This window comes from Pseudomonadota bacterium, from assembly GCA_026390555.1.
In the GTDB taxonomy this organism is placed as follows: domain Bacteria; phylum Bdellovibrionota_C; class UBA2361; order UBA2361; family OMII01; genus OMII01.
This window is the reverse complement of sequence record JAPLFS010000026.1, coordinates 18307-41566: the sequence shown is the minus strand read 5'-3', so window position 1 is coordinate 41566 and position 23260 is coordinate 18307. Positions and strand designations below refer to the sequence as shown.

19 protein-coding genes are annotated in these 23260 nt (G+C 50.3%); 4 read left to right on the top strand and 15 right to left on the bottom strand.

Annotation, left to right across the window (positions count from 1 at the left end):
• Window positions 1–12 precede the first annotated feature (12 nt).
• Both NTV65_02975 and NTV65_02970 read right to left on the bottom strand, forming a co-directional pair.
• Window positions 13–1308 carry a reverse transcriptase domain-containing protein gene (locus NTV65_02975; GenBank protein MCX6114166.1) on the bottom strand — a complete coding sequence of 432 codons (1296 nt, stop codon included), beginning with the start codon at window positions 1306–1308 and terminating at the stop codon, window positions 13–15.
• Between the two features lie 667 nt (window positions 1309–1975).
• The gene (locus tag NTV65_02970) at window positions 1976–3238 is read right to left on the bottom strand and encodes a hypothetical protein (GenBank protein ID MCX6114165.1); all 1263 of its coding nucleotides are present in this window, start codon (window positions 3236–3238) and stop codon (window positions 1976–1978) included.
• A 656-nt stretch (window positions 3239–3894) separates the two neighbouring features.
• Here NTV65_02970 and NTV65_02965 point away from each other — a divergent pair.
• Together NTV65_02965 and NTV65_02960 are read left to right on the top strand one after the other, a co-directional pair.
• Window positions 3895–4848 carry a transposase gene (locus NTV65_02965; protein ID MCX6114164.1) on the top strand — a complete coding sequence of 318 codons (954 nt, stop codon included), beginning with the start codon at window positions 3895–3897 and terminating at the stop codon, window positions 4846–4848.
• 318 nt (window positions 4849–5166) lie between these two features.
• Window positions 5167–5538 (top strand): hypothetical protein, encoded by a 372-nt coding sequence (locus NTV65_02960; GenBank protein MCX6114163.1) that lies wholly within the window; start codon window positions 5167–5169, stop codon window positions 5536–5538.
• 439 nt (window positions 5539–5977) lie between these two features.
• On the opposite strand, the gene NTV65_02955 is transcribed toward NTV65_02960, so the two are convergent.
• From NTV65_02955 to NTV65_02920, 8 genes are all read right to left on the bottom strand, one after another.
• A complete protein-coding gene (locus tag NTV65_02955) occupies window positions 5978–6940 on the bottom strand; it encodes a serine hydrolase (protein ID MCX6114162.1) in 963 nt (320 codons plus the stop codon).
• Between the two features lie 368 nt (window positions 6941–7308).
• Window positions 7309–7482, bottom strand: a complete 174-nt coding sequence (locus NTV65_02950; GenBank protein MCX6114161.1) for a hypothetical protein — start codon at window positions 7480–7482, stop codon at window positions 7309–7311.
• Window positions 7483–7747: 265 nt separating this feature from the next.
• Entirely contained in the window at window positions 7748–8578 is an 831-nt protein-coding gene (gene rsmA / locus NTV65_02945) for a 16S rRNA (adenine(1518)-N(6)/adenine(1519)-N(6))-dimethyltransferase RsmA (protein MCX6114160.1), read from the bottom strand.
• A complete protein-coding gene (gene tsaD / locus NTV65_02940) occupies window positions 8575–9609 on the bottom strand; it encodes a tRNA (adenosine(37)-N6)-threonylcarbamoyltransferase complex transferase subunit TsaD (GenBank protein ID MCX6114159.1) in 1035 nt (344 codons plus the stop codon). The genes rsmA and tsaD overlap by 4 nt, the downstream gene beginning before the upstream one ends.
• A gap of 5 nt (window positions 9610–9614) precedes the next feature.
• On the bottom strand, window positions 9615–10496 hold the full coding sequence (locus NTV65_02935) for a c-type cytochrome (GenBank protein MCX6114158.1): 882 nt from the start codon (window positions 10494–10496) through the stop codon (window positions 9615–9617).
• A 91-nt stretch (window positions 10497–10587) separates the two neighbouring features.
• Entirely contained in the window at window positions 10588–11223 is a 636-nt protein-coding gene (locus NTV65_02930) for a sigma-70 family RNA polymerase sigma factor (protein MCX6114157.1), read from the bottom strand.
• 259 nt (window positions 11224–11482) lie between these two features.
• Window positions 11483–11908, bottom strand: coding sequence for a DUF1844 domain-containing protein (locus NTV65_02925; protein MCX6114156.1), 426 nt, complete (start codon window positions 11906–11908; stop codon window positions 11483–11485).
• Window positions 11909–12053: 145 nt separating this feature from the next.
• Window positions 12054–12860 carry a hypothetical protein gene (locus NTV65_02920; protein MCX6114155.1) on the bottom strand — a complete coding sequence of 269 codons (807 nt, stop codon included), beginning with the start codon at window positions 12858–12860 and terminating at the stop codon, window positions 12054–12056.
• 201 nt (window positions 12861–13061) lie between these two features.
• Here NTV65_02920 and NTV65_02915 point away from each other — a divergent pair, with 201 nt between their 5' ends.
• Both NTV65_02915 and NTV65_02910 read left to right on the top strand, forming a co-directional pair.
• Window positions 13062–13850, top strand: coding sequence for an MBL fold metallo-hydrolase (locus NTV65_02915; protein ID MCX6114154.1), 789 nt, complete (start codon window positions 13062–13064; stop codon window positions 13848–13850).
• Window positions 13851–14043: 193 nt separating this feature from the next.
• Window positions 14044–15840: an oligoendopeptidase F family protein gene (locus NTV65_02910; protein ID MCX6114153.1), complete on the top strand. Its 1797-nt coding sequence runs from the start codon at window positions 14044–14046 to the stop codon at window positions 15838–15840.
• A 40-nt stretch (window positions 15841–15880) separates the two neighbouring features.
• On the opposite strand, the gene hflX is transcribed toward NTV65_02910, so the two are convergent.
• From hflX to NTV65_02885, 5 genes are all read right to left on the bottom strand, one after another.
• Window positions 15881–17578: a GTPase HflX gene (hflX, locus tag NTV65_02905; protein ID MCX6114152.1), complete on the bottom strand. Its 1698-nt coding sequence runs from the start codon at window positions 17576–17578 to the stop codon at window positions 15881–15883.
• 103 nt (window positions 17579–17681) lie between these two features.
• Window positions 17682–19118, bottom strand: coding sequence for a hypothetical protein (locus NTV65_02900; GenBank protein MCX6114151.1), 1437 nt, complete (start codon window positions 19116–19118; stop codon window positions 17682–17684).
• A gap of 126 nt (window positions 19119–19244) precedes the next feature.
• Window positions 19245–20399 carry a hypothetical protein gene (locus tag NTV65_02895; GenBank protein ID MCX6114150.1) on the bottom strand — a complete coding sequence of 385 codons (1155 nt, stop codon included), beginning with the start codon at window positions 20397–20399 and terminating at the stop codon, window positions 19245–19247.
• Window positions 20400–20820: 421 nt separating this feature from the next.
• Window positions 20821–21924 carry a tetratricopeptide repeat protein gene (locus tag NTV65_02890; protein MCX6114149.1) on the bottom strand — a complete coding sequence of 368 codons (1104 nt, stop codon included), beginning with the start codon at window positions 21922–21924 and terminating at the stop codon, window positions 20821–20823.
• Window positions 21925–21967: 43 nt separating this feature from the next.
• Window positions 21968–23260: a pyridoxal phosphate-dependent aminotransferase gene (locus NTV65_02885; GenBank protein ID MCX6114148.1), complete on the bottom strand. Its 1293-nt coding sequence runs from the start codon at window positions 23258–23260 to the stop codon at window positions 21968–21970.

Below are 23260 nucleotides of genomic sequence, written 5' to 3'. Positions count from 1 at the left end.
TACGGGGCACTTCTAGAGTCGTCCGGTGTTTCTGAGGTGTACAAGCGATTCTAAGCCAAAAGAACGAAGACGTTTAGGAGGATAAGCACGAAAATATCCCTTCTTAAAATTTTTGGATACCCCAAGTGATAGCACTAGTTCTAAGAACCGCCTATCTAGCTGTTTTAACTGCTCCAATTGCTCTATCTCTTTAAGGTAGCTACAGACAGGTTCACACCCAAGAGCAAGCGCGCCATTCACAAGCCTCTGCAACTCAACGCACAGAAATTTTATGCGCTCGTTCAAGCCCTGCAGATGCTCGGTTCCTGCGAGGAGTCCGCGTAACCGAGTAGAAAAGAAATGGAACACCACGCGAGCCTTCTCTCGAGGCAGAAGTACACCCCCTTTCCAATCCAAACTCTTTCCGAGATAAAGCACGTTTGTAGCGCGCACATTCTGATCTGTTTTAAAAAGCAGGCCACCTACTAAATGCGGTGGAAGTAGTGAGAGTTTGAGTGTCTTTTTACTATTTAATGTTAGCCCCCGATCATTTGCAAACACACACACATCATTACTTATTTCGCGAACTACATTAGGTGAATCATGTGCAAAAACAATATCATCACCAAAGCGGGCGTAAAATCCCAACTCAATTGCAGTAAGCCGCTTATCAAGGCCGTCTAGGTAGACGTTTTCAGCCACAAGCTGAAGATGTGATCCCATTGGTAGCCCCTTTATTAGTGAAGCTGCGCGCGACTGTTCAATAAATGGGAACCTCGCCATTAATTGAAACAACAACCGCAAACACTCAGACGGCTGCGTAATCTGCTCAAAATCAGACTGACAGTGGTGATGCACGAGGTTCTCACCGAAGGCATCGATATCAGTTCGAAAAACTGAGCAACCTTTCTTTGATGCTATAAAATTAGCAAGCTGTTTAATTGCGTGGTGCTGCCCCATCCCTTTACGAAAACTAAACAGTTGAGGGCTAAAACTTTGTTCAGCATGTACTGCGTAGATCCGTGCCAAGTGACTAATTACCCAACGATCAAGCCAAGCAAGCTTCATGAACGGCCGAAGCTTATCTGCCATCATCACTGTCATGGTAGCTGGTACGGGGGAGTAATTTCCGTTCTTGATGGCGTTGACTGCAAAATTAATCAGCTGATCGCTGCAGCGCAAAAACTGTGAAAGAGTAAGCCCCATCCGGTCAGGAGCATGGCTACCGTACCTAGCTTGCGACAACCACCTAGGCCACAGCCGCGCCCCAGTAGCTCGGATCTCTTGCGGCGAGAAAAACTGATCATGGAAGGAGTTACTAGTACCCATTTTACCTTCTGCCCCTCAGCCTTTAAGTGAGCAAAATTGCCGGGCAACAAATTGACACTCAAATCAAATTCATATTAACGACCTAACGAAAGACGAGCCTGCTCTCACTCCCACGATTCTTTGCAACGAAAACGGTGCAAATGGTGAATTCACCTTAAGGGGTGACGTGATGAAGTCTTAAGCACGATCGTAAAAAGCAGAGGCATTCACCTGCCTGAGTTGCCCGGCATTGATAGTTTAGCAGGAAGTGGGGGTGGTCAGAAAGGTGAAATTTTTGAAGGTTATACTTTTAAGGATAGGAAGATCAATTCACTTTCCGCAAGTTGCTAATCTGCGGTAGCGACATTGTAATAGAGGCCCTGGGGAGTCCTCAGGTCGCCGAAAGTTGGAGGAATATTGATGGTCGTCGCTCAGATTACTGTTATTAGCCTATCAGAAGAGTACGAGAGGACAAGCTAAGTAGCGAAAAATAGCATAACAGCTAAATGTCCCCTACCCCGTCAGCAAGAAAATAAAGCGGCGCTTAGAAGTCATCAGGTGACGGCTCAAAAGAGTCATAATAGGAAAGCTCATAGGTATCCTGCAAGGTAGAGGTATCGATGAACTTTGGGATAGGTGGCGGTGCTCTAAAGTCTGGGAGACGCACGCATCATAGAGTTTCTTACATTTAGTTGCAGAGGGGTGCATTCATTGTCCGCACAACACCCTTTAAATCTTCATTCTGTTCCCACCTTTTCTTGAATCTCTCCCACAACGTAAAAAAGCCCTTGTCACAGAGGGGATAGAGCATTGTGTCCCAAGAGCGCTGGAGGAGCCCTACTGAGACCCGTGTCTGAGAGAGCGAAGCTATGAGGTTTCTGAGAGGTTCTGAGAGGGGCCCAATGTTTGGCGCAAGGATCTCAACAGTATCGATGTCGTTGGTTTCGTGCCAGTTCGCTAGATTGGTAAGCGAAGTAGCAACGGATATCGCAATGTCACTTCGTACAGCGGTAAGCCTCGCTTGGAAGTCTTGTGTCGCTTGTTGCAAGAAGACAGCTTTAAGGAGGCTCTGTTCAGAAGCCTGTGGATCGTAGATACACACGGATTTGTATCGCGTCATATCGAGAACCTTTTCGATTGAGAGATCGTCGGTCGTGATGATCAAGCCGGCGGATGTCGAATGTCGGAGCTGGGGAAGCACGAGGGGCTCTTTAGGCCTACCTAGCACTTCATCTTCGATATGAAAGGGCGCGGCTGCAAGTTCGCTCTCTTTGGGGTTCCACCGTCCGTTTGAATACTTCGTGATATTATCCGCGCGGGCAAGGTAGGTTTTTCCCTTCGTATGAAGCCCCGCCACCCATAGCCATGACAACGTGTTAGAAGCTGGATCTCCGTCAAGGAGGTGGTGATACATGAGTGCCGCGCCAAGTTGCCAGGGAATCTTGAAGGTAAAGATCCAGATGCTCGCGAACCACATACGGACATGATTGTGAAGGTATCCGGTTGCGGTGAGTTCTCTTATCCAGTCGTTGAAATATGAGAGGTGCGTATTCCCAGCGCAAGCGGCCTCATACAGAGAGGCCCAGGTTTCAGAGGGCTCCGCGCGTGAGAGATGATTTAGTCTCTCCTCATAAGAGCTCCAGAGCCCTGGAGCTCTGTGTAACGCGCCCTTCCAATATGTTCGCCACACAACTTCCTGGATAAACTTTTCAGCGACATCGAATGTATCATTGGAGGTGGCCGCGGTGATGACCTCTTCTTCAGATATAAGTCTATGTCGTAAGTAAGGGGAAAGTTGAGAAACGCCCACATTCCCCGGTCTCGCATAATTACGTACAGCGCTGTAGCGAGAAATGTCGGGGGCGAACTCTCTTAGTCTCGAGAGGGCGTGTGATCTCGTTCCGATACAGCTTTGTCGCGCCCCTTTTTCCGGCGCATCGACTATCGACATAACTAAGAGTTTCTCGAGTTTCTATTTCTGATGTCAGGAACAATGTTGACAGCTTCGCACCACTTACAATAAATATTAATTACGTTGTCCCGAATCGGTGAGTAAGGCAGCGTGAGAAAGCCAGATGTTTTCGCCCTCGCAAATATCTCGCGCTCTCGCTTCGTAAGCCGGTGACCAACCGTCACATCGCCGGAACGCGATTTGGTGCGCAGACCCTTTGTCAGTGCCTGAACATCATCTTTGGAAATGGTAGGAAGATACTCATCCTTCATTATCAAGACTGTATCAGATTTGCCCAAAGGATAGGAAGATAAATCCACCCGTATACCTATCTGGTCGACGTTCTACAGTGTATTCAGACTCATCCAATACTGGAGGTGTCGCAACTTACGCCAAAGCTCTGGAAGGAGCATTTTGATATGGCCGTCGGTTGGCCGTGGGTACGGGGTTACTTTCTAAGCAACAGTCTGTGGCCGTCGGTACGGGGTTACTTTCTAAGCAACAGTCTGAACCAACTACCGAACATGTGGCCGTCGGTACGGGGTTACTTTCTAAGCAACAGTCTGAACCAACTACCGAACATAGTGCGTAAATACCAAACACGGAAACGCCCTATGGCTCGCCCCCCTCGCATACTACTCCCACATACAGTGGTAATGATTACCTCTCGTGTTCAACAGGGGCTCCCCTTTACCTGCACCCCTCTTATGGAGCTACTCCTATGGAGCGCTTTAACTGTGGCATACAACCACCACCCCATCCGAATCATCGCATTCGTGGTTATGGGTAATCACATACACCTGATCGCGCTAGTTGAAGATCCCGTGCAAGTTGAAAGCTTTATGGAGCGTTTTAAGTGTGAGACCGCACATGCCGTGAATAGACTCCTTGGAAGGCGTCAGGTAACCGTGTGGTGCGAAGGCTATGACTCCCCTACTATCCTTACCCTTGAGGACCTGCTCGAAAAGCTCGCCTACCTCTACACAAACCCTGTAAAGGCATGTCGCACCGATTCTATTCAGCATTACTACGGGGTCTCAAGCTGGGGCATGTTCTCAACCGGGCAGAGCACCCGTAACGCCAAACGAATCAGGCGTACATTTATCGACCCCATGCCGCTCGGGCGCTTAACTCTAGCTCAACACGAGCTGTTCGCTGCGACCGTTGAGGAGCAGGCAACTGAATCTCTAGCCTTTGTACTAGACCCTTATGCCTGGATGAAAGCTTTCCCATCACATATGACGGCGGATGATTTCGATGCAAAGATAATGAAGAGGATCAAAGAGGTTGAGGCTGATTTGGAGAGATCTAGGCGCCGTTTTCGTATCTCTCTACCATCACAAACAGAGGTATTAAACCAACCAATGGACATAGCCTATGCCCCCAAGAAGTTCGGCAAACGGATGTGGTGTATCTGCAGTAATATTCCACTTAGAGTAGCTTTTATTCACTTCATCAAAGATTTACGCGCAAGGGCAAAAGAGGTTAAGCACAGGTGGCTTAACGGAGGCTGGATGGAGCCCTTTCCACCCGGACTTTTTCCTCCGTGTCTTCCCACTCTAGCGAATATTATACCTAGCTACATACAGCGCTGTCTTGCGGCTGTTTAAACTCCACCTAATGTTGCCAGGAGCCGGTAATAAGATCGGAGTTGTTGCTGTCCGATACCTTAAGAGCTCCATCCGCTGCAAAACCCACTCTCCAGAGCCTGGTTCATAGCAAAACTAGGGCGATAGATCGGCGACCTTCATATCTGAAATTATGAATTGTGGTGGAAACGAGGTTGCGCGATGTTTTGCGCGGTTGGTGGAGCAGGAGTAACCCCGTACCAATGATATTATACCAATGATATTATTGAGGAGCAGGCAGCTGAATCACTAACCTTTGTGCTAGACCCTTATGCCTGGATGAAAGCTTTCCCATCACATATGACGGCGGATGATTTCGATGCAAAGATAATGAAGAGGGTCAAAGAGGTTGAGGCTGATTTGGAGAGATCTAGGCGCCGTTTTCGTATCTCCCTACCATCACAAACAGAGGTATTAAAGCAACCAATGGACATAGCCTATGCCCCCAAGAAGTTCGGCAAACGGATGTGGTGTATCTGCAGTAATGTTCCACTTAGAGTAGCTTTTATTCACTTCATCAAAGATTTACGCGCAAGGGCAAAAGAGGTTAAGCACGGGTGGCTTAACGGAGGATGGATGGAGCCCTTTCCGCCCGGACTTTTTCCTCCGTGTCTTCCAACTCTAGCGAATATTATACCTAGCTACATACAGCGCTGTCTTGCGGCTGTTTAAACCCCTCCTAATGTTGCTAGGGGCTGGTAAATAAGATCGGAGTTGTAGCTGCCCGATACCTTAAGAGCTGCATCCGCTGCAATAACCCACTCTCCAGAGCTTGGTTAATAGCAAAACTAGGGCGATAGATCGGCGGCCTTCATGTCTGAAATTATTAATTGTTGTGGAAACGAGGTTGCGCGAGGTTTTGCGCGGTTGATGGAGCAGGAGTAACCCCGTACCAATTATTCAAACGTGATGTACTCCAGAAAAATACAACTTTCTAGCAAGTTCAGGATCTTTATTTTTTTCCCATTTTTTGTACATCATATTCCACATGGGATCTCTTATGGTTTTCGCCATATTGGAGCAGGAGTAACCCCGTACCAATTATCTTTAGGTTGTGCGAGGTTTTGCGCGGTTGATGGAGCAGGAGTAACCCCGTACCAATTATTAATTATTAAACTTTAAGAGCATCTTTCAGGGTTATCAGGGACTTCTTGAAATTTTCGAATGGAAGCTCCGAGTACTCGCCATCTGGACCCTTGGTTCTACTAATGACGAGCTCATCTTCGGGTACGACGAACACGAAGTTCTCTCTATCTCCGCTGGCGGCATGGCCTCCCAGGTCCTTATAGTTCCACCACAGATGTCCGAGTGGCTTCGTCCACGTCAACTCTGGGATGGTTGGCTTTGAGAGCATCGACGTTACTGATTCGCTCGTAAGAACCGCGGATTTGCCTCCCAGAGCATCTATCACCCACAGTCCGAGTTTCGCGAGGTCGGCCGATGTGGATTGCATACCTCCGTAGAGCATCGTGACTTCGCCTTTTTTGCTTAAGGCGCTGCTGTTCATTCCAAGTGGTTTGAAGATCTGTTCGCGCACGAACTCGTCCACCGACTTAAAATTCGATTTCGCTAACGCAGATTCGAGCACGGCCGAGAGCACCTGGACACCCGGATTGCTGTAGTCATAGCTGTTTCCAACTAGATCTTTAAGGTCGTGACTACTTGCTCTTCGATTTAGGTCGAGATTCCCCGGTAGTCCAGGAAAAAATTGATCATCTCCCAGCGTCCCCGATTCCTTGTCGGCGGGGCAAAAATAAGCATTTCCTGGATACCCCGATGTATGGGTAAGGAGGTGTCGTATCGTTATCTGATTGTATGGTATTTTCTGGATATGGTTGTAGTCTGGAAGACGCTCGGAAATTTTGTCGTCGAGGGCCACGAGCTCTAGCTCAACGGCTTTGAAGATAGCGATGGCAGCTATCGATTTGGTGCACGACGCAATGTCAACTGGACTCTCGTACTCCTGCGCCGAGTAGCTACCTATCTGTCTCCCCTTAAGGTAGACGCGCATTCCATCGGCCCCATAAAGGGTTTCTCCCATGAACGTTTTAACGGCTTCGAGATCCGCCACCATTCGACCTTGCTTTGTGGTAGGCAGAGACGAGGTAATCAGTTCTGGAGACGAGTGAGCGTGTCCGGGTTGCTTCTGAAAAGAGCGGTCATTCATAGGCGAGGTGGGTTCATTTATAGCTTTTAAGGATAGCACATACCCAGCGCTAAGGATAGGAAGAACAATTCACTTTCCGCAAGTAGCTGATCTGCGGCCTCGACATTGCAACAGGACCCTTGATATGGCCGAAAGTTGTAGAAAAGTTGTTTCTAGTGCCACAGATTACCGTTGTTAGCCTACCAGAAGAACACGAGGGGACAAGCTAAGTAGCGAAAAATAGCATAACAGCTACACGTCCCCCCTACCCCGTCATCAAGAAAATGAAGCGGCGCTTAGAAGTCATCAGGTGACGGCTCAAAAGAGTCACAAGTGGAAAGCTCATAGGTATCCTGCGAGGTATCTATGAACTTTGGGATAGCTGGCGGTGCTCTGAAGTCTGGGAGACCCTCTGCCCTCATAATATCTTTGATTGAGTGCTCATCCTGAATGAAGGCGATAATCCTCATCTGCGACTTGCACTTGGGGCACTCAAGTGGATCTATCTCGTAGATTCGCTTAATGCAGGCGGCCCAAGCACTCTTACGGAACTCACTGCGATAGTCGCTATAGTCGCTCTCTGGTTCGCTCTCTTTTTCCTTTGCGGAATAAGCCGCGAGCTTAGCCCGCTCGCCTCATCGTCTTGAGGAGTAGTCTGTTTCCAGCGGGTCCCCCGTGGGGCCGTATCCGTTCAACCAGCCGCAAGTTTATACTGGGGTGGATAGTTCCCTCACTTTAAAGCGGCAAAGCTTCAGCCAGCGCTGCAAACTGCCCAATCGCAAGCTGCTCTGCGCGTATACCAGGTGAGATCTCTGCCTGCTCCAGAGCCACCATGATTACCTCTTTGCTCCACTTACCGCGCGACATAAGACTATTAATTAACTTCTTTCTGCGTTGAGAGAACGCAGCTCTTACGACCCACTCAAAGTGCTTTAGGTCATCAATCACGATACGAGGCTGCGACAAAAATGTCAGCTTCATTACCTGTGACTCAACCTTTGTAGGTGGGTGAAATGAGTCCCCTGGAACTATCGGCCCGAGCTCAACATCCGCATACAACTGAACTGCGATTGAGATGCTGCCATAATCCCTTCCGCCTGGAGATGCCGCTAATCGCTCAGCGAACTCCTTTTGTAGCATCAATACGGCCTGCTTGACCGAAGCACGGTGTTCAATCAGATGAAATATTATCTCTGAGGAGAAAACGTACGGTATATTCCCAAAGACATAGAGCTCACTACCGATCTGTGAGAGATCCGCTTGGCGCACATCTTGATTGAGAATCTCGGCCTCTGGATAGGCGCTCTTAAGATGCTCACAGAAATTCGGTTCGATCTCAATTAGGGTAAGCCGCTCAGTTGCTAGCTTGGCAAGGTAGCTCGTCATCGCTCCGGTACCGGGGCCGATCTCAACTACATGCTTACCGGCAGGAGGGCTGCCAAAATTAACGATCGACTCAGTTATCTCGGGGCGAATTAAAAAGTTCTGGCCACGCCCCTTAGAGGGCCGCACGTTAAGATCCTTAAGGGTATCCTTCTGGCGTCGTGGGGGTCGTTCGCTCCTCATACATCACTCCAATACAGCTGCGCTAATGATTCAACTGGCCAACGGCTATAAATATCAAGCGACGGACACGCTACACCAGCATTTAGATAACGCCCAGCCACGTAGCCGATCATAGCTCCATTATCAACACAGTGCTGCAGTGGTGGAAGATGCACCTCCTTGCACCGTTCTTTAACTCTGCGCCTTAACTCGCTATTGGCTGAAACACCCCCGCAAACAACTAACGGAATGCCCCGCTTTGAAACCTCACGCACCGTTTTTACAACGAGGGGATCAACGATGGCGTCCTGAATAGCCCAGCACAGCTCAGGCAGCAACGCTGGGTCACCCTCAATCTCAAGCTTGTGCTGCTTGATAAGGCGCGACACCGAGGTCTTAAGACCGGAGAAGCTGAAATCCTCCATCTCACGCGCCACACGAGGCAACTTAAAGCGTGTGGAACGCCCCGTAAACTGATCCGCACATGCTGCCAATCGCGCACCACCGGGATATTTCATATCAAGCAGATTAGCTGACTTATCAAAGGCCTCACCGGCAGCATCATCCCTAGTTCTACACAGGCATGTATATCTCCCTAGCCCCTCAACCAGCACTATCTCTGTATGCCCCCCAGAGACTACCAGGACCACATAGGGTGGTTTTAGATCTGCTGCATGCAGCTCTCCAGAGAGGATATGCCCCTCTATATGGTTAACCGGAAAGAGGGGTAACGCGCGCGAAAGCGCTAATCCTTGCGCAAATGTCACGCCGATTAAAAGGCACCCTTTGAGCCCGGGGCCACAGGTCACCCCGATACCCTCGATATCGTCAAGGCTCATGCCGCACTGTGCGAGCACCTCATCTAGCAGAAGCGGTAGACTGCGCATATGCTCACGCGAGGCGAGCTCCGGAACCACCCCACCGTAGCGCTCATGCAGCGTTACCTGCGAGGCGAGCACCTCAGCACGGATCGTTGCTACGCCACTTGGAGCTACATCCAAGACAGCAACGCCGGTTTCATCACAACTTGATTCTATTCCTAAAATTATCATAGCTATTAATCGCTAATTGAAGGAACCGTACGAAGATATGTAACAACCGCATCGATCTCCTCTGGTGTTGCACGGCGATAAAAACGTACCGGACAGAATCTGCTATCAACCTGACGACCATCTCTAGTTCGTCCCGTCATTAGGAAGTTCTTCATCTCATCTGCACTCCATTCGCCAAGCCCAGATTCGCTAGATGATGTAATATCAGGCGCAATCTTTGACGCTCCATCAAAGAAGATCTCCTGCCCACCGGCCATATAGCGCTCCGATGTTACGATCCCCTCCGGCAGGGAATGGCAACTTCCGCATCGCGCCACCTGATCGACTAGGTACTGTCCGTACTCCACCTTAAAATTGCGCGGTATCTGAGGCACCAACCCCCGCACCTCGGCCATAGAGTCAAAAAAACCCGTTGTATTTCGATCGATAAACGATAGCTCGCGGTGTTCAACCAGATTATCCACTGCGGGGAGAGATCTAATATAGGTCGTAATGGCGCCCACATCGTTATCAGAGATCCACTCTATTCCGGAATGAAATGCCGGAGCGATCATCTCTCCATTTGGTCGCCGATAGGCGCGAAACAGGTGCAGCAGATCGCCCTCGCTCCACGAGCCGATCCCACTCGCCGCAAGGGTAATATTTGGAGAGCTGACTGGCCCAAATTTATCCTGTAGAAGCCGACCCCCTGCCAGTGGCGCGGTTGGCTCTCCGCTCACGTTATGGCAGTGCCCACACGCTCCAAGACCCTCTACTATCCGTTGGCCGTGGCGTGCAAGCTCCGCTGTTGCGGGTAGTGGAGGCGGAGTAGTTGAGACGGAGCCACAGGCGATTAGCGCCCCAAGCCCCAGTACCACTCCACTGATAATTAGATAACGAATAAGCATGGCCCTTAGCGTACACCGGCCTAGAGGCAGCGGAAAGCGACTTATCCCTACTTTATAGCTTGCAGAGGGTACTTATCAGACAACTCTGTGGCTATTTGCCGGAGCTAGCCACGAGATCTAGCGGATCTCGCTGGGGATTTGAACGGGACTCATCAAAGAACCGATTTAAGCGCCTGCGTAGCATTAGGCGCGAACGGTGCAGCCTTGATTTAACCGCCGGCACCGTAAGGTTAAGGATCTGACCTACCTCCCGACTGGTAAGCCCATCAACATCACGCAGCACAAATACAGGTCGGTAATCATCTGGCAGTTTGCGAATTGCGCCCTCAAGCGCCTCTAACATCTCGTTACGAATGGTTTGGGAATCCACGTAGCTACTTTCTGGGCTCTTGAGCGCTGCAATCGGATAGGCATGCTGTTCGATCTCTTCAAGGGAGGTAGCCGGGTCCTGGCGTCTCTTACGTAACTTCATAAACGCTGAATTAACCGTCACACGGTACAACCAACTTGAAAAGGATGACTTCCCTTCAAAACTAGAGATCTTGCGATGAACCGTCACGAACACGTCCTGCAACACCTCCTCGGCGTCCTCTGGGTTTCGGGTCAGTCTCGATGCCAGGCTAAAGACCTTACTACTGTAACGAGAGAGCAACTCCTCAAATCCAAGCTGACAGCCGTTACTGAAATCCTTAATTAGGTCGAGATCTGTTTTCTTTTTTGCTTGCATAAAACCTCGCATAGACACCTGTGGTGAGCCTCTTCATGACAACTCGAGCGAGCTGCTCAGGTAGGTGTAATGCGAAAAGCTTGCCATGTTGCAAAGGCACGATGCAGGGAACCTAAAAAAGGATGCGACTTGTAATTTCAGGTGGTTACAGAGATGCAAAAAAAATTAGGTGCTCTCAAATACGACGCCCTGTCATTTTTTAGCTACGGGGGGGTGTCAAAAAAGAGGCAGTATTTGCCTAGAAAAGCTGCCCAGCAGGTTAGTGCTTCTTGCTGCGTGCAACAAAGGACATGCGTAGGGAGTGCAAAACCTCCTCCAAAAAGCGCGCCTCCTCCGTTGAAAGATTGCCCCGTGTACGCTTTTGAAGCATCGCTATAATATCAATGGTCTGGCGCGCTGCGACCATGTCAATTGGTATCTCCATGCCGCCGGGGGCCGGCATCTCACCGATCTGAACGAGCACCTGCGTTGCAAGCGACATTACAAAGGAGGAGAAAGCGACCTCCTCTGGCACCTCGCCACCCTCTAGCTTAAAATCGGGGGCTAGCTTAAAATCAGGGTCTGGTTTCGTGCTACCAGCAGTAGCGCTAGTCTCTTCAGAGCGGGAGTCCCCTGCGGCGTCAAAGCGGCGGCGGTCGACTACATTTACGGTCTTTTTATCTTCAGCTTCGTCGTTATGAGACATATTCCCTACTCCGCTTCTTTACTCTTTAATCCGCCTTCTAACTCAGCCAGGAGCTATCCTAGCATTGCTCACCAGGACTTCAAGAATTAACTAGCGCCTCTCAGGGTGCCGTTGTCAACTCTGTACCTTATTGTTGAGGGTGGCTTTAGCAACCAAGCACACACGAAATAGTCACAGACTCAGTCTTATTATTATTTTCAATATCTTCTTGAAACTGTTTAAACGAGTAAGGCACGCTGTTGTTTGCAACGTCAAACTTTGAAACTTCAATACGAGTTGGTTTCATGAGCCCATTGAAGTTTGCGGGACGGGCAGGATCGTCATTAGCAATCGGCTCCATTGTGAGGCGAATTCGTTCGCTATTCTTCATCTCCCATAGATAAGACAACTTAGTACCTTCCTTGAGAAACGACAGGATCGCTACGGTTCCGAGGTGAGCGTTATTTCCCGTAGGCTCCATTGAGTAGAAATCATCTATCTCCATACGAGCGAAGCGGCTCGGATCAAAAAGATCTTGGCAAGGGTTTGTCACCGCAATCGCTATGGTAGGAACTGCCTGGGCTTGATCGATATACCACTCTAATCGAACCAATCCAGCGGCATCATTGTTTGGACTGATTGCCCCATACTGCGTAGCATTGACGAGAAGCTCCTGAACTGTCCACCTCGTGCTAGCCTTATCAATACCAGAGCTAGCTGCTTCATCAACGATTGAATTTAAATGACACTCAAGTTGCGTCTTAATATCTTTCGCCAATTCAGGATCTCTGGATGTTTCTCCCAGGCCGCTGTACGACTCTTTGAAAGGATAGGTGATCCAAAGGTCACCTTTGACCACGTCTTGTATCGGAGGGGACCAGATATCCCTGCCAGAAAAAATCAAACTGTCCCGAAGGTCAAAGGGACTCGTCTCAGGGAGCTTGCCCCCAGTGTTTTCCAGAGTTGACGCCATAAACCTCTCTGTGCTTAACGTATAAGTCGATCTTGTCTAAATAATGGCACTTGTCAATCCCCCCCCCCAATTTTTATTGACCTCCGTTAATAGGAGACGCTAATCTTATGAGGGGACAGTTAGCGTGATTAAAGAGTAGCAACACCCCCCTCCGGTATTATAGTTCTCGCTAATCAAACCTTAACATTACGGTCCTCTGCAATGAAATTCACCCTTCTAGGTTCTGGCACATCAACGGGCGTTCCCATGCCGGGGTGCCGCTGTAAGGTCTGCACCTCAAAACACCCCAGGAACTACCGTGACCGCACGGCAGCCCTAATAGAGCTAGATTCCGGATACTCGATCCTAATTGATGCCGGCCCCGACCTGCGCCACCAGTGCATAATTCACGGAGTTTCCCGTATCGATGCGGTACTTTATACCCACGGTCACGCCGATCACATCTTGGGCACGGACGATCTTCGTACATTTAATTTTCTCTCAAATAAGAGGATCGATTGCTACGGCACCCACGAGACATTAAGCAACCTAAAGCGTTCCTTCGGATACATCTTTGATCCCTCGCCCTCATACCTAGGCGGTATGTTACCGCAGCTTGATCTGAGGGAGTTCTCATACGATCAACCACTGCAGATTGAAGAGGCAACCTTTATTCCATTCGCCCTACCCCATGGTGACGTAACCGTGACAGGCTTTCGACTGGGCGAGCTTGGCTACGCTACCGACTTTAAGGGGCTTCCGGAAAGCGCTGCGCAGATCCTTACTGGGGTAAAATATCTCTTCGTTGATGGTATTCGCTACGAAACTCACAGCACTCATAACTCGATCGACGAGGCTATTGAGATTGCACAACGCGTCAAAGCTGCGCGCTCATTTCTAATTCACACTACGCACTCCATCGACTATGAAACGGTCAACGCACAGCTGCCTAAAGGAATTGAGCTTGGCTACGATGGGCTTACTATAATTTGCAAGCTGTGTGAGGAATAGATTACGGATGCTAGTTTTAAGTTTTATGCATTTTTGTTGATCGGGATCTATCTGGTCGTTATGATTGTGACGGGCTTATGGTTCGGACGGCTTGAAGATAAGGGTGATTTCAGCATTTAACCCCTCCTCTTAGCCACCGACTAGTTTATACTGGGGTGAATAGTTCTAGAAAATCTTAATGCTAGAAGGTACTATGATGACACCCAGTACAGCTTCGGATACTCGCTACCAGTGGAATCTGACTACGATATTCCCAGACTACCGAAACTGGCACGCTGAGTTGACCAGTATTAGGGTGCAGGCTCAATCTCTCGCTGAATTCCAAGGAACCCTCCTCCAATCACCCCAAACACTAGCTGATTTCCTCGCAAGGTTAGAGTCGATCAGGACTCAACTTGGTAGGGTCTATACATATGCGCACCTGACTCACTCCTTAGACATGCGCAACGATGAATCGAATTCTATGATGCAGCTCGTTCGAGGTCTTACGACGCAGGTTGACGGACTCCTAGCCTTCTACAGGCCTGAGATCCTCTCATTTACATGGAACGAGCTTGACCGGCTGATCACTGAACACCCAGCGCTAGAGCGCTACAGATTTCTCCTCTCAAAGATAGAAAGAGCCCGTCCACATACTCTGTCTTCTCAAGAGGAAGCTATTGCAAGCCAGTTGAGTACGCTTGCTCATGCCCCGGAGAGTATTAGAGATGCCGTGCACGATGGCGACATGCGTTTTAGACCGATACGGATCGCCGATGAAAATATTGAGCTGACGCATGGAACAATCGATGAGTATCTTCAGCATCCCACGCGCGAGGTTCGGCGCACAGCGTACCAAAGCTATACGGATGGCTACATGGCGAACAGCGGTGCCCTCGGCTCAACCCTCACATGGGAGGCGACCTCAGGAGCAATCTGCGCAAAAATTCACCATCATCGCTCGACCTTTCAACAACGGCTCTTTTTTGACGATCTAAGCCCCGCTGTATACCACGCTGTAATACGCAGTTGCCGCGAGTACTATCCTCTTTTCCAACGGTATTTTCGGGCTCGGGCCGCTGTATTAAAAATTAACAAGACGGCTGCCTACGACATCTTCGCCCCACTATCTCAGACACCGCCCTCTATACCATACGATGATGCTGTAGCGTTGGTGCTTGAATCGCTATCTCCGCTCGGCGAGGAGTACATATCCGTAGCGCGCCGAGGTCTCTTGGAGGAGCATTGGGCGGATGTATATCCGAGGCCTGGCAAATATAGCAATGCATTCTCCTCCGGCTGCTACGGCACTCGGCCTTTTTTCCTCCTCAATTATGCACCGACGATGCCAGAGGTGGGAACCCTTGCACACGAACTCGGGCATTCCATGCACTCTTTTTTTACACACCGCGCGCAACCTAGTGTGTACTCTCAGTATGCAATGACCGTTGCGGAAACCGCTTCGAACCTCAATCAGGTTCTCCTGCGTGCGCACACCCTCAAGCATGCCGACAGGGAAACTTCGCTAGCTGTTCTCGATGAAGCTTTCTTCTTTGTGCATCGCTACCTCTTTATGATGCCGACCATTTCTAGAGTTGAACATACTCTGCACACCCTATACGCCCGAAGTCGCACACTTAGCACCGCTGACATTCGCAAGGCTACAGTTACGGCTTTCTCTGCAGCCTACGGCAACTCAGTCGAATATGAACCGGAGCGGCTGGGAATGATGTGGGCGCAGTTCTGTCACCTCTATCGACCCTATTATATGTTTCAATACGCCATAGGAATCAGCGCAGCCATGGCTATCGGGCATCGATTACTTAGCGACACTCCGGGAGCCCGTGAGCGTTATATTGAGTTCCTCTCCCTCGGCGCCTCTCGTCCTCCAATTGAGATCTTTAAGGTAGTCGGAGTTGATATCACTGATCCTCAAACCTATCGTGAAGCGTTTAAGGTCGTAGCCGGGTATGTAGAGAAACTAGAGTGGTTTGCAGCAAACGATCGCTAGCCGTGGCTGCTGTGCATGGTTATGTTGTTGAGTCTGATTGCTATTCAACTCCAGTAGCATCCGCACTGTAGCTTGCATATGGCTGAACTCTAGGGACACGTTCATCTATCGCCTTAAGTAGCTCTGCGATCCCGATCTTATTAGCAGCAGAGATCGCAATACCTTGTAGCTCGTTGATAAGTGGGGTCAGGCTCTCCTCCGTAGCTCGGTCGACCTTGTTTAGTACCACCAACTCCGGTGCTAGTCCGAGGTTCATCTGCTCAAGGATTCGGCGCACAGCACGGTACTTACCAATTGCATCGGGGTCCGCTGCATCAACAACATGTACCAAGAGGGTCGCTTCATATAGCTCCTCAAGGGTTGCTCTGAAAGCGGTCTCTAGCTCCTGCGGCAGGCTTCGAATAAATCCCACCGTATCGCTTAAGATCGCCGTTCGTCCAACACCTCCTGCCCCCATAGGATCGCTCGCTGGAATAAAGAACCGTCTCTGGCTCGGATCAAGGGTGGCGAAGAGCTTATTCTCAACGGTAACGGTGCTGTTTGTAAGAAGGTTGAAGAGCGTAGATTTTCCGACGTTGGTGTATCCAACTATCGATACCAGCGAAAGCTGACTCTCGCGCCTACGACCGCGCCTAAGTTCTCGCGATTCACGCACCTTATCTAGTCGTCGCTCAAGCTCTGTAATTCTATCCCGAATACGACGACGCCCGATCTCAAGCTTCGTCTCTCCGGGTCCACGACCTCCGATTCCCCCTGAGAGTCGAGAGAGTCCACCGTCTTTCTCCACAAGCCTCGGCAGGTTATACTTAAGCTGCGCAAGTTCAACCTGTAGGCGACCATCACTACTTGCGGCACGCTGCCCAAAGATATCGAGGATCAGCATACTACGATCAATCACCTTTAATTCGGTGGAATTTGTGATCGCTCGCCACTGTGAGGGCTTTAATTCAGCGTCAAAGATCAACATATCTGCGCCAAGCCTGATACACCGGATAACCAGCTCCTGCAGCTTGCCGCTACCTATATATGTTTTTGGATCAGCTCTGCGCTTCTGAATAACCGTATCAACGATCTTAACACCCGCCGTACGAGCAAGCTCTTTAATCTCCATTATGGAGGTATCGGGATCATCTGCCTTGTCATATACCCCAACAACAACTGCTCCGATCTGATCTCCAATATCGAGCTGCACAACCTCGTCTGCAAGGCTGCGCTCGACAGATTCAATCAATTCACGGAAATTAAGATCGAAGGAGCTGAGGTCCTTAATCTCCTCAGTCATCGTTGTTGCACCCTCACTCTTATTATCTGGAATAAGGTAGGCATACGAGAGCGATGTGCGATTTGGAGCAGAGCGAATACTAACTACCGCATCGAAACGTAGCCGCTCCAGGTCGGTATAGATATCGTACGGAATAACTGCCTGTTCCTGATTATTGGAGAGGTCGGTGAAAACAAGTCGTAGAGTTCTTAGACGCCCACGTCCCAAGCGGTAACGACCAAGGTCGGGCAGGAAGAGGATATCCTTAGTCCCAAGAATGACCTCTACGATATGCCCCTGACGGTCGATTAGGATACCGATACGACGACGTAGCCGCTCTGCAAGCTCACACATCTCGCGTGCAAGATCTAGCGATATAATCTCGGTTGACTCAACCGAGCGCTGGAAGAGCTTCTGCACAGCTCGTAACTCTGCCTGCCCCAACCCCTTCGTATTTCCTGATAACTCTTTAGACATATCCCCTACTCTACACCCTTAATGCACGATTTCCACCATCTTAGAGCTGTGTTTAAAGCAGAGCGCCCCTGCTACTGGAATATGCTGACTAGTTACATATAAATTAGTCATCAACCGGCGGCTTGCTCCGTTCATGCACCAATGCCGCGTCCACCAGCGACTTAGCTACCTGGGAATTAGAACCAAAGTGCAGGAAATGGAAGGTGCTACACGTTTGTGCTGAGGCGGAATAGCCTTCATTAACCGGCGAGCATCTGGGGATATGTATCCTCATGGTATTAACCACCTGCCCCCCCGCCCCAGCATGCATGCTCCGTAGCCCCCACTCTCCGGTCGTTGCCCCACGTAACTTTACACCCGTGAGGCCCAGCACCGAATCATCGATCAGCTCAGCCTCAAGCAGTGCATGGGGTTGTTGTACAGTGAACGCCTCCGCTGGAATTAATCCAACCCCGGGGTAGGTTGGGCCACCTTTCTCAATTTGGTATGAACGACAGAGATATGCGGTTCCAGCACCCTCGGAATATATCACACCTCCAGCCTCTGCGAATTGCTTAATCGATCTCCGTAGCTGCTCGTTACGTGCGAGCTCTTCACAGTACGAGCTTATATAAGCTCCAGTTATATATAGTCCTCCAATTTTTCTTGGCAGATCGTTATCGATCATCGGCGAAAATGGTACGATCTCTGCCCCGTAGTACCTGAGCAGATCGAGGTTATCCTGGTAGCAGATATTAAAGCAGCTATCATCGGTTACCGCAAAACGGCACAACCTTTTCTGGGGGTCTGCAAGGGGCTCCTGCAACTGAATCGGTGCTGCAGCTCCTGCAATCTGAATGAGCGCATCGATATCGATGTAGTTTTCAACTAAATTTCCTACATCGTTAAAGAACTGCATCGGAAGTGCTGTAAAGTTCTCCTTTTGCGATAGGATTGATGGAGGCAGTAGCGCAGTAAGTGTAGTCTCAGGTAATCCTCCTATAAAGCGCGGCAGTGCGTAGGCATCCATGCACTCATTGAGAAAACCCAACACCGGCGGAGGAAGTAATATATCTGCCGCATGCGGAGCAACACGATTCGCAATTAGCGCCGCAATCTGCGGGGCCCCTTTGAAATGAGTAAAGCCGCGCACCAAGGCTGCTACACTGTTAGATGCCTCCCTAAGCTCGCTTACCAAGACGGTCGGAGTGTTTGTGAGCACTGCAAGTTCCGCATCGGAGCCGAGATTCTCATTGGACTTTACTCCATCGTAAAGTCCACCGTGCCCATCGATAATAACGATATCTGCACCAAGACCGGCCTGATAAAGGGAGGCCATAAGATCGCCCTCGCTTAAGAGCCTTCGATCGAGTACGCGTGTATAGCGACGGGTAAGTCTACTGAATATAAGCGCCTGGTGCAGAGCATCCCCGGTCACACAGCACGAGACGCTCAACCCGCGCTTGCGCAGAGCTACCACGAGCCCCAAAACGAGCAGTGACTTTCCCGCCTTACAGGAGGTAGCGGCAATAAGGATCCTGGGTATGAAGCTTGAGAACATAGCTCACCTAAAAACGCCCGTTGCTCAGCTTCACACATGAAGCTTGCGCAATATTACTCAGCATTAGGTATCGGCAGTTCTAGTAAGAAACGAGAGTAGTTAACTCAAACCTCTGATCTGACTGACTTACTTTCGGCGCAGCACTACAAGCTCACCAGCACCGCTGCTGTAAGGCCTATCTGAGGCCCCTTTGATCATGCCGGAGCTCTTAACGTGCTGCTCTATAATCGTACCCTCAACCTGCCAGTAGGTCGGAAGACAGGCATCGAGTACCTGTGCAAGCTGCTCCTTATAATTAACCACCTTGGTTCCAAGACGACCGTTCCCGGTGCGTATAACCGCACGGCCTCCACGACGAACCACACGCGCCGTCTCAAGCAGCACTTCGCTGATATGCTCCTGCCATGCGGGGATACTTGCAATCTCGGGACGTTGCTCTGGAAGATCCATACCCAGCCACCACGAACGAAGCCATGAACGTAAGCCCTGCTGCACTGCTCCAGGTTGTTCTGGACAGAGGAGCGCAAGGTCGACCTTGCCAGTACCTACATCAATGATGTTATTTGGCTCCGCGCAGTATATCGAACGCTCAATAGAATCATCCTGCAATCCTGAAGGAATCCCATCACGCAATAGCATGGCTGCTTTCTTAATAACGCGCGCACCTACAGCACGGTACGAAGGAACCTCGCCCCTCTTACCGTTAAGGGTTGCCTGTGCACCAGGCGTGATAGCAGCCTGCGGCGATGTATAGGCCGATAGATGACCAACTGTGTGCCCATGAATAATAGAGGCTACAACAAATTGGATGAAGTGACCTACACGGTCCTGAGAGCCACGCAATGCAAGCTTCAGACTCAGCAACTCACGATAGGTATCGATGTCAAAGAAATTAGAGAACGGCTCCTGAAAACCACGAATATCCACCGGCCGCTTTAAGTTAATAAACTGCAGGCGCAGAACGACCTCTGCTATGTCTGCTGGATTTAGGCGCGCTCTAGCGAGCTTGGCCAGGGCGTACTCATTTGTACATCCAATAAAGTGCCGCCCCTGGGATGCGCACTCAACGCCGGTCGCGCCGGCCGCACAAGTTAGATCGAGCACCGTCTGACCTTTAACTGAGAAACGCTCAGTTACATGTCGCAGCACTGCAGGCTGCCATGGTGATAGGTACGATAACGGGGTCTGGAGAGAATGTCCGTTACGTGACGAACTCTCCAGATCGACATCGACCTGCTCACTAAAATGTTTCTGGGTAACTAACTTTAAAACTGCTGACATATCTCTTACACCTAACCCGCTTAGCATAAACCGGTGGTAAAACTGGAGCAGCGTGAAGAACTATACAGAGTTCAGCACACCTTCTCAGCTTTAAGCCACACACAAACCTACAAATAACACTATAAGCCAGCCCTGCTAGGTCAATCTCTCGACCCAACACAACTACTGAAGTGCTGCTCAGTATATGCAGCAGCATCGGGTGGCACTACGGATATACTGCCAAACGAAGTTAGTAGTACAACCTACTTAAAATCATCAATTAGCTGAATTAACTGGCGAATATAGCTATTATGAGAAGCTGATCATGGCGCTATATATTTTTGTAACGCCGTCCCCAGATGCCCATCTAAGCATCAACGCTCAATTGAAAGGGTTTGGTTGGATAGTTAACAACCTGAAAACACTAACTAACCCTAAACCCCTATGATTCCCCACCTACGGCAGCGATATTCCTGCGGGCGATCTCAAGTTGTGGATTAAATTGCAACGCCAATGCGAATTGCTCGCGCGCCCCATCCAAATTACCGTTGCGCTGTAGGAGCACTCCGAGATTGTTATGTGCATTGGCGTTTGATTGATCTAGAGCTAGCGCCTGCCGAAGATTTTGCTCAGCCTCCTGTAGGTGCCCCGCCTCAAGCTGCGCATGCCCGAGCGCACTCCAGACGCGCGGGTTTTTAGGATCGATCGCCGCAGCCCTCGTTAGCATAGAGATCGCCTCCTGATAGTGGGCGCCATTGATCAGTAAAAGCCCCAGGTTAACGTGTGCATAGAAGTTTTGTGGGGCGAGTACAGTTACTCTACGTAGCGCAACCTCCGCCAACGTTTGCTGTCCTAGCTTTTCGTATGCCTCCGCTAGCGCAAGTTGCACCTTAACGTCCTCTGGTCGTATCTCTGCCGCACGTTTAAGGGAGCGCTCAGCATCTCTGTAAGATCCAAAGCGTGCCTGTGCCGCGCCTAGATAGAAGAGCGCCTCAAAGTGCCTAGAATTTATCTCTGTAGCTCGCTTATATGCAGCAATGGCAGCATCATCTCGTCTCATCTTCTCGTGAAGCACCCCGAGGTTAAAGAAGGTGGCTAGATTTACAGGGTCGTAGATGGCTGCTTTTTGAAGAGTATCGATAGCCTCCTGGAGTTTTTGCTGTTTCTCTAGAATAACTGCGATGCCCTGCAGGGCTTGAACGTTCTTGGCGTTCTGTTCAAGCACGTGATCGTACTGCTCACGCGATGCAGATACCTCACCTTTCTGTAGTAGCACGGCCGCAAGACCAACACGAAAGCTCTCTTCATTCTTGAGCGCAATTGCCTTACGAAGCTGCTCCTCTGCCTCTTTTAATTGTGCTTTTTTCTGGAGCGCCAATCCTAGATTAAAATGGATCTCAGCCATCTTTGGACATAACAGATCGGCCTCTCTATAAAGCGCTACCTCGGCATCCGAACCGTCCCCAAGATTAACCCCGCGCTTGACTAGCTCGGTGGCGGTGCCACACGGAAGCTCTGCCTGGGCTGCACTTGCCAATAGCAACACAGCCCCCAATAGCGCGAGAATATCTCCTTTTTTGGCCCAACATCTAGCGTGAATTAGCATTGCTCAACTTTGCAATAGCCGAAACAACCTCGCGCATCCTCTCCTCAGATACAACTGCGGCAAAGCGCACATAATCGTTGAAGCCCTCGCCAAATACGCTCCCTGGCGCAACCAGAACACCTCCATTAGAGAGCAGGGATTCAGCCACTGCTATAGAGCCAAAGCGCCCCTCTGATTTGGTCTGCAAACTCAGTGGGAATCGGGCCCAGACACAGGCCCCTGCTTGCGGTTCTGTTACATCCCAACCTAGCTTAGTCAGCCCGCTGGTCAGTACCCGAATACGTCGCTCGTAAGTGCTGACGGTCTGTCGTACGAGGTCCTCCTTGGCTGTCAGAGCAACAGCGGCAGCGTATTGCAGGGGTAGAAAGAGCCCGTAATCTGCGTGTGATTTAAGGCGTGCCACAGTACGAACTATCGCCTCATCACCCACCAGAGCACCAACCCTCCAGCCAGGCACGTTGTAAGCCTTCGATAGGGAGTACACCTCTACACACCGTGCGCCCTGCTTTGTTACGCTTAGAGCGCTCACTGCAGGTGTACCGCTAAAGCACATCTCTCCGTATACGAAGTCGTTGATGATAGTGACGCCGCGTGCAGCGCAGATGGCCCCAATCCGCTCCCACCACTGGGCTGAAACGACGGTCCCGGCTGGATTGCTTGGGAAGTTAAGGAGCAGCACCTTTGCTCCACTACTATCTAGAAGTTGTGCGAGGCTCTGCGCTGCGCTCTCTGGATCTTGCGCTGCGCGCTCTGGATCTGTCGAGTGGCGCCACTCTACAGATACGCCGCCGACAAGGGCTACAGCCGAAAGGAGCGCTGGATAGGCAGGGGCTGCTACAACTACGGAATCCCTTGGGTGAACGAGCACCCTGAGCGCATGAAATGTTGCATCCTTGCTTCCGAGACATACGCACACCTGGCGCTCCGGATCGAGATTGATACCGAATCGATAAGCATACTTCTCAGCAAACCCATCACGCAGACGTCGCACACCCCGCGAAACAGCATACCGGTGGCTGACGGGCTTAGTTACCGCCTCAAGCAACCTGTCAATCATTATCCTGGGTGGCGCAAGGTCGGGATTGACCATCGAGAGATCGAGCACCGACTGCCCTGCGAGCATGCGATTATGCTGCATCTCCTTAAGGGGCTTTAGATGATCGTGCCCAAAGACCTGATCAATATTGGCAGGACCCACGTCAGATGCAGCGGTAGTGCCCGCAGCCACACTGCCGGAAAATGTAGTAGTAAATGCTAGATTAAATGGCGACTTCAC

Bases quoted from the DNA above. Each gene is read 5' to 3' on its own strand.
- NTV65_02975 (MCX6114166.1), bottom strand. From the start codon at position 1,308: ATGGGTACTAGTAACTCCTTCCATGATCAGTTTTTCTCGCCGCAAGAG.
- NTV65_02970 (MCX6114165.1), bottom strand. From the start codon at position 3,238: ATGTCGATAGTCGATGCGCCGGAAAAAGGGGCGCGACAAAGCTGTATC.
- NTV65_02965 (MCX6114164.1), top strand. From the start codon at position 3,895: ATGATTACCTCTCGTGTTCAACAGGGGCTCCCCTTTACCTGCACCCCT.
- NTV65_02960 (MCX6114163.1), top strand. From the start codon at position 5,167: ATGACGGCGGATGATTTCGATGCAAAGATAATGAAGAGGGTCAAAGAG.
- NTV65_02955 (MCX6114162.1), bottom strand. From the start codon at position 6,940: ATGGTGGCGGATCTCGAAGCCGTTAAAACGTTCATGGGAGAAACCCTT.
- NTV65_02950 (MCX6114161.1), bottom strand. From the start codon at position 7,482: ATGAGGATTATCGCCTTCATTCAGGATGAGCACTCAATCAAAGATATT.
- rsmA (MCX6114160.1), bottom strand. From the start codon at position 8,578: ATGAGGAGCGAACGACCCCCACGACGCCAGAAGGATACCCTTAAGGAT.
- tsaD (MCX6114159.1), bottom strand. From the start codon at position 9,609: ATGATAATTTTAGGAATAGAATCAAGTTGTGATGAAACCGGCGTTGCT.
- NTV65_02935 (MCX6114158.1), bottom strand. From the start codon at position 10,496: ATGCTTATTCGTTATCTAATTATCAGTGGAGTGGTACTGGGGCTTGGG.
- NTV65_02930 (MCX6114157.1), bottom strand. From the start codon at position 11,223: ATGCAAGCAAAAAAGAAAACAGATCTCGACCTAATTAAGGATTTCAGT.
- NTV65_02925 (MCX6114156.1), bottom strand. From the start codon at position 11,908: ATGTCTCATAACGACGAAGCTGAAGATAAAAAGACCGTAAATGTAGTC.
- NTV65_02920 (MCX6114155.1), bottom strand. From the start codon at position 12,860: ATGGCGTCAACTCTGGAAAACACTGGGGGCAAGCTCCCTGAGACGAGT.
- NTV65_02915 (MCX6114154.1), top strand. From the start codon at position 13,062: ATGAAATTCACCCTTCTAGGTTCTGGCACATCAACGGGCGTTCCCATG.
- NTV65_02910 (MCX6114153.1), top strand. From the start codon at position 14,044: ATGATGACACCCAGTACAGCTTCGGATACTCGCTACCAGTGGAATCTG.
- hflX (MCX6114152.1), bottom strand. From the start codon at position 17,578: ATGTCTAAAGAGTTATCAGGAAATACGAAGGGGTTGGGGCAGGCAGAG.
- NTV65_02900 (MCX6114151.1), bottom strand. From the start codon at position 19,118: ATGTTCTCAAGCTTCATACCCAGGATCCTTATTGCCGCTACCTCCTGT.
- NTV65_02895 (MCX6114150.1), bottom strand. From the start codon at position 20,399: ATGTCAGCAGTTTTAAAGTTAGTTACCCAGAAACATTTTAGTGAGCAG.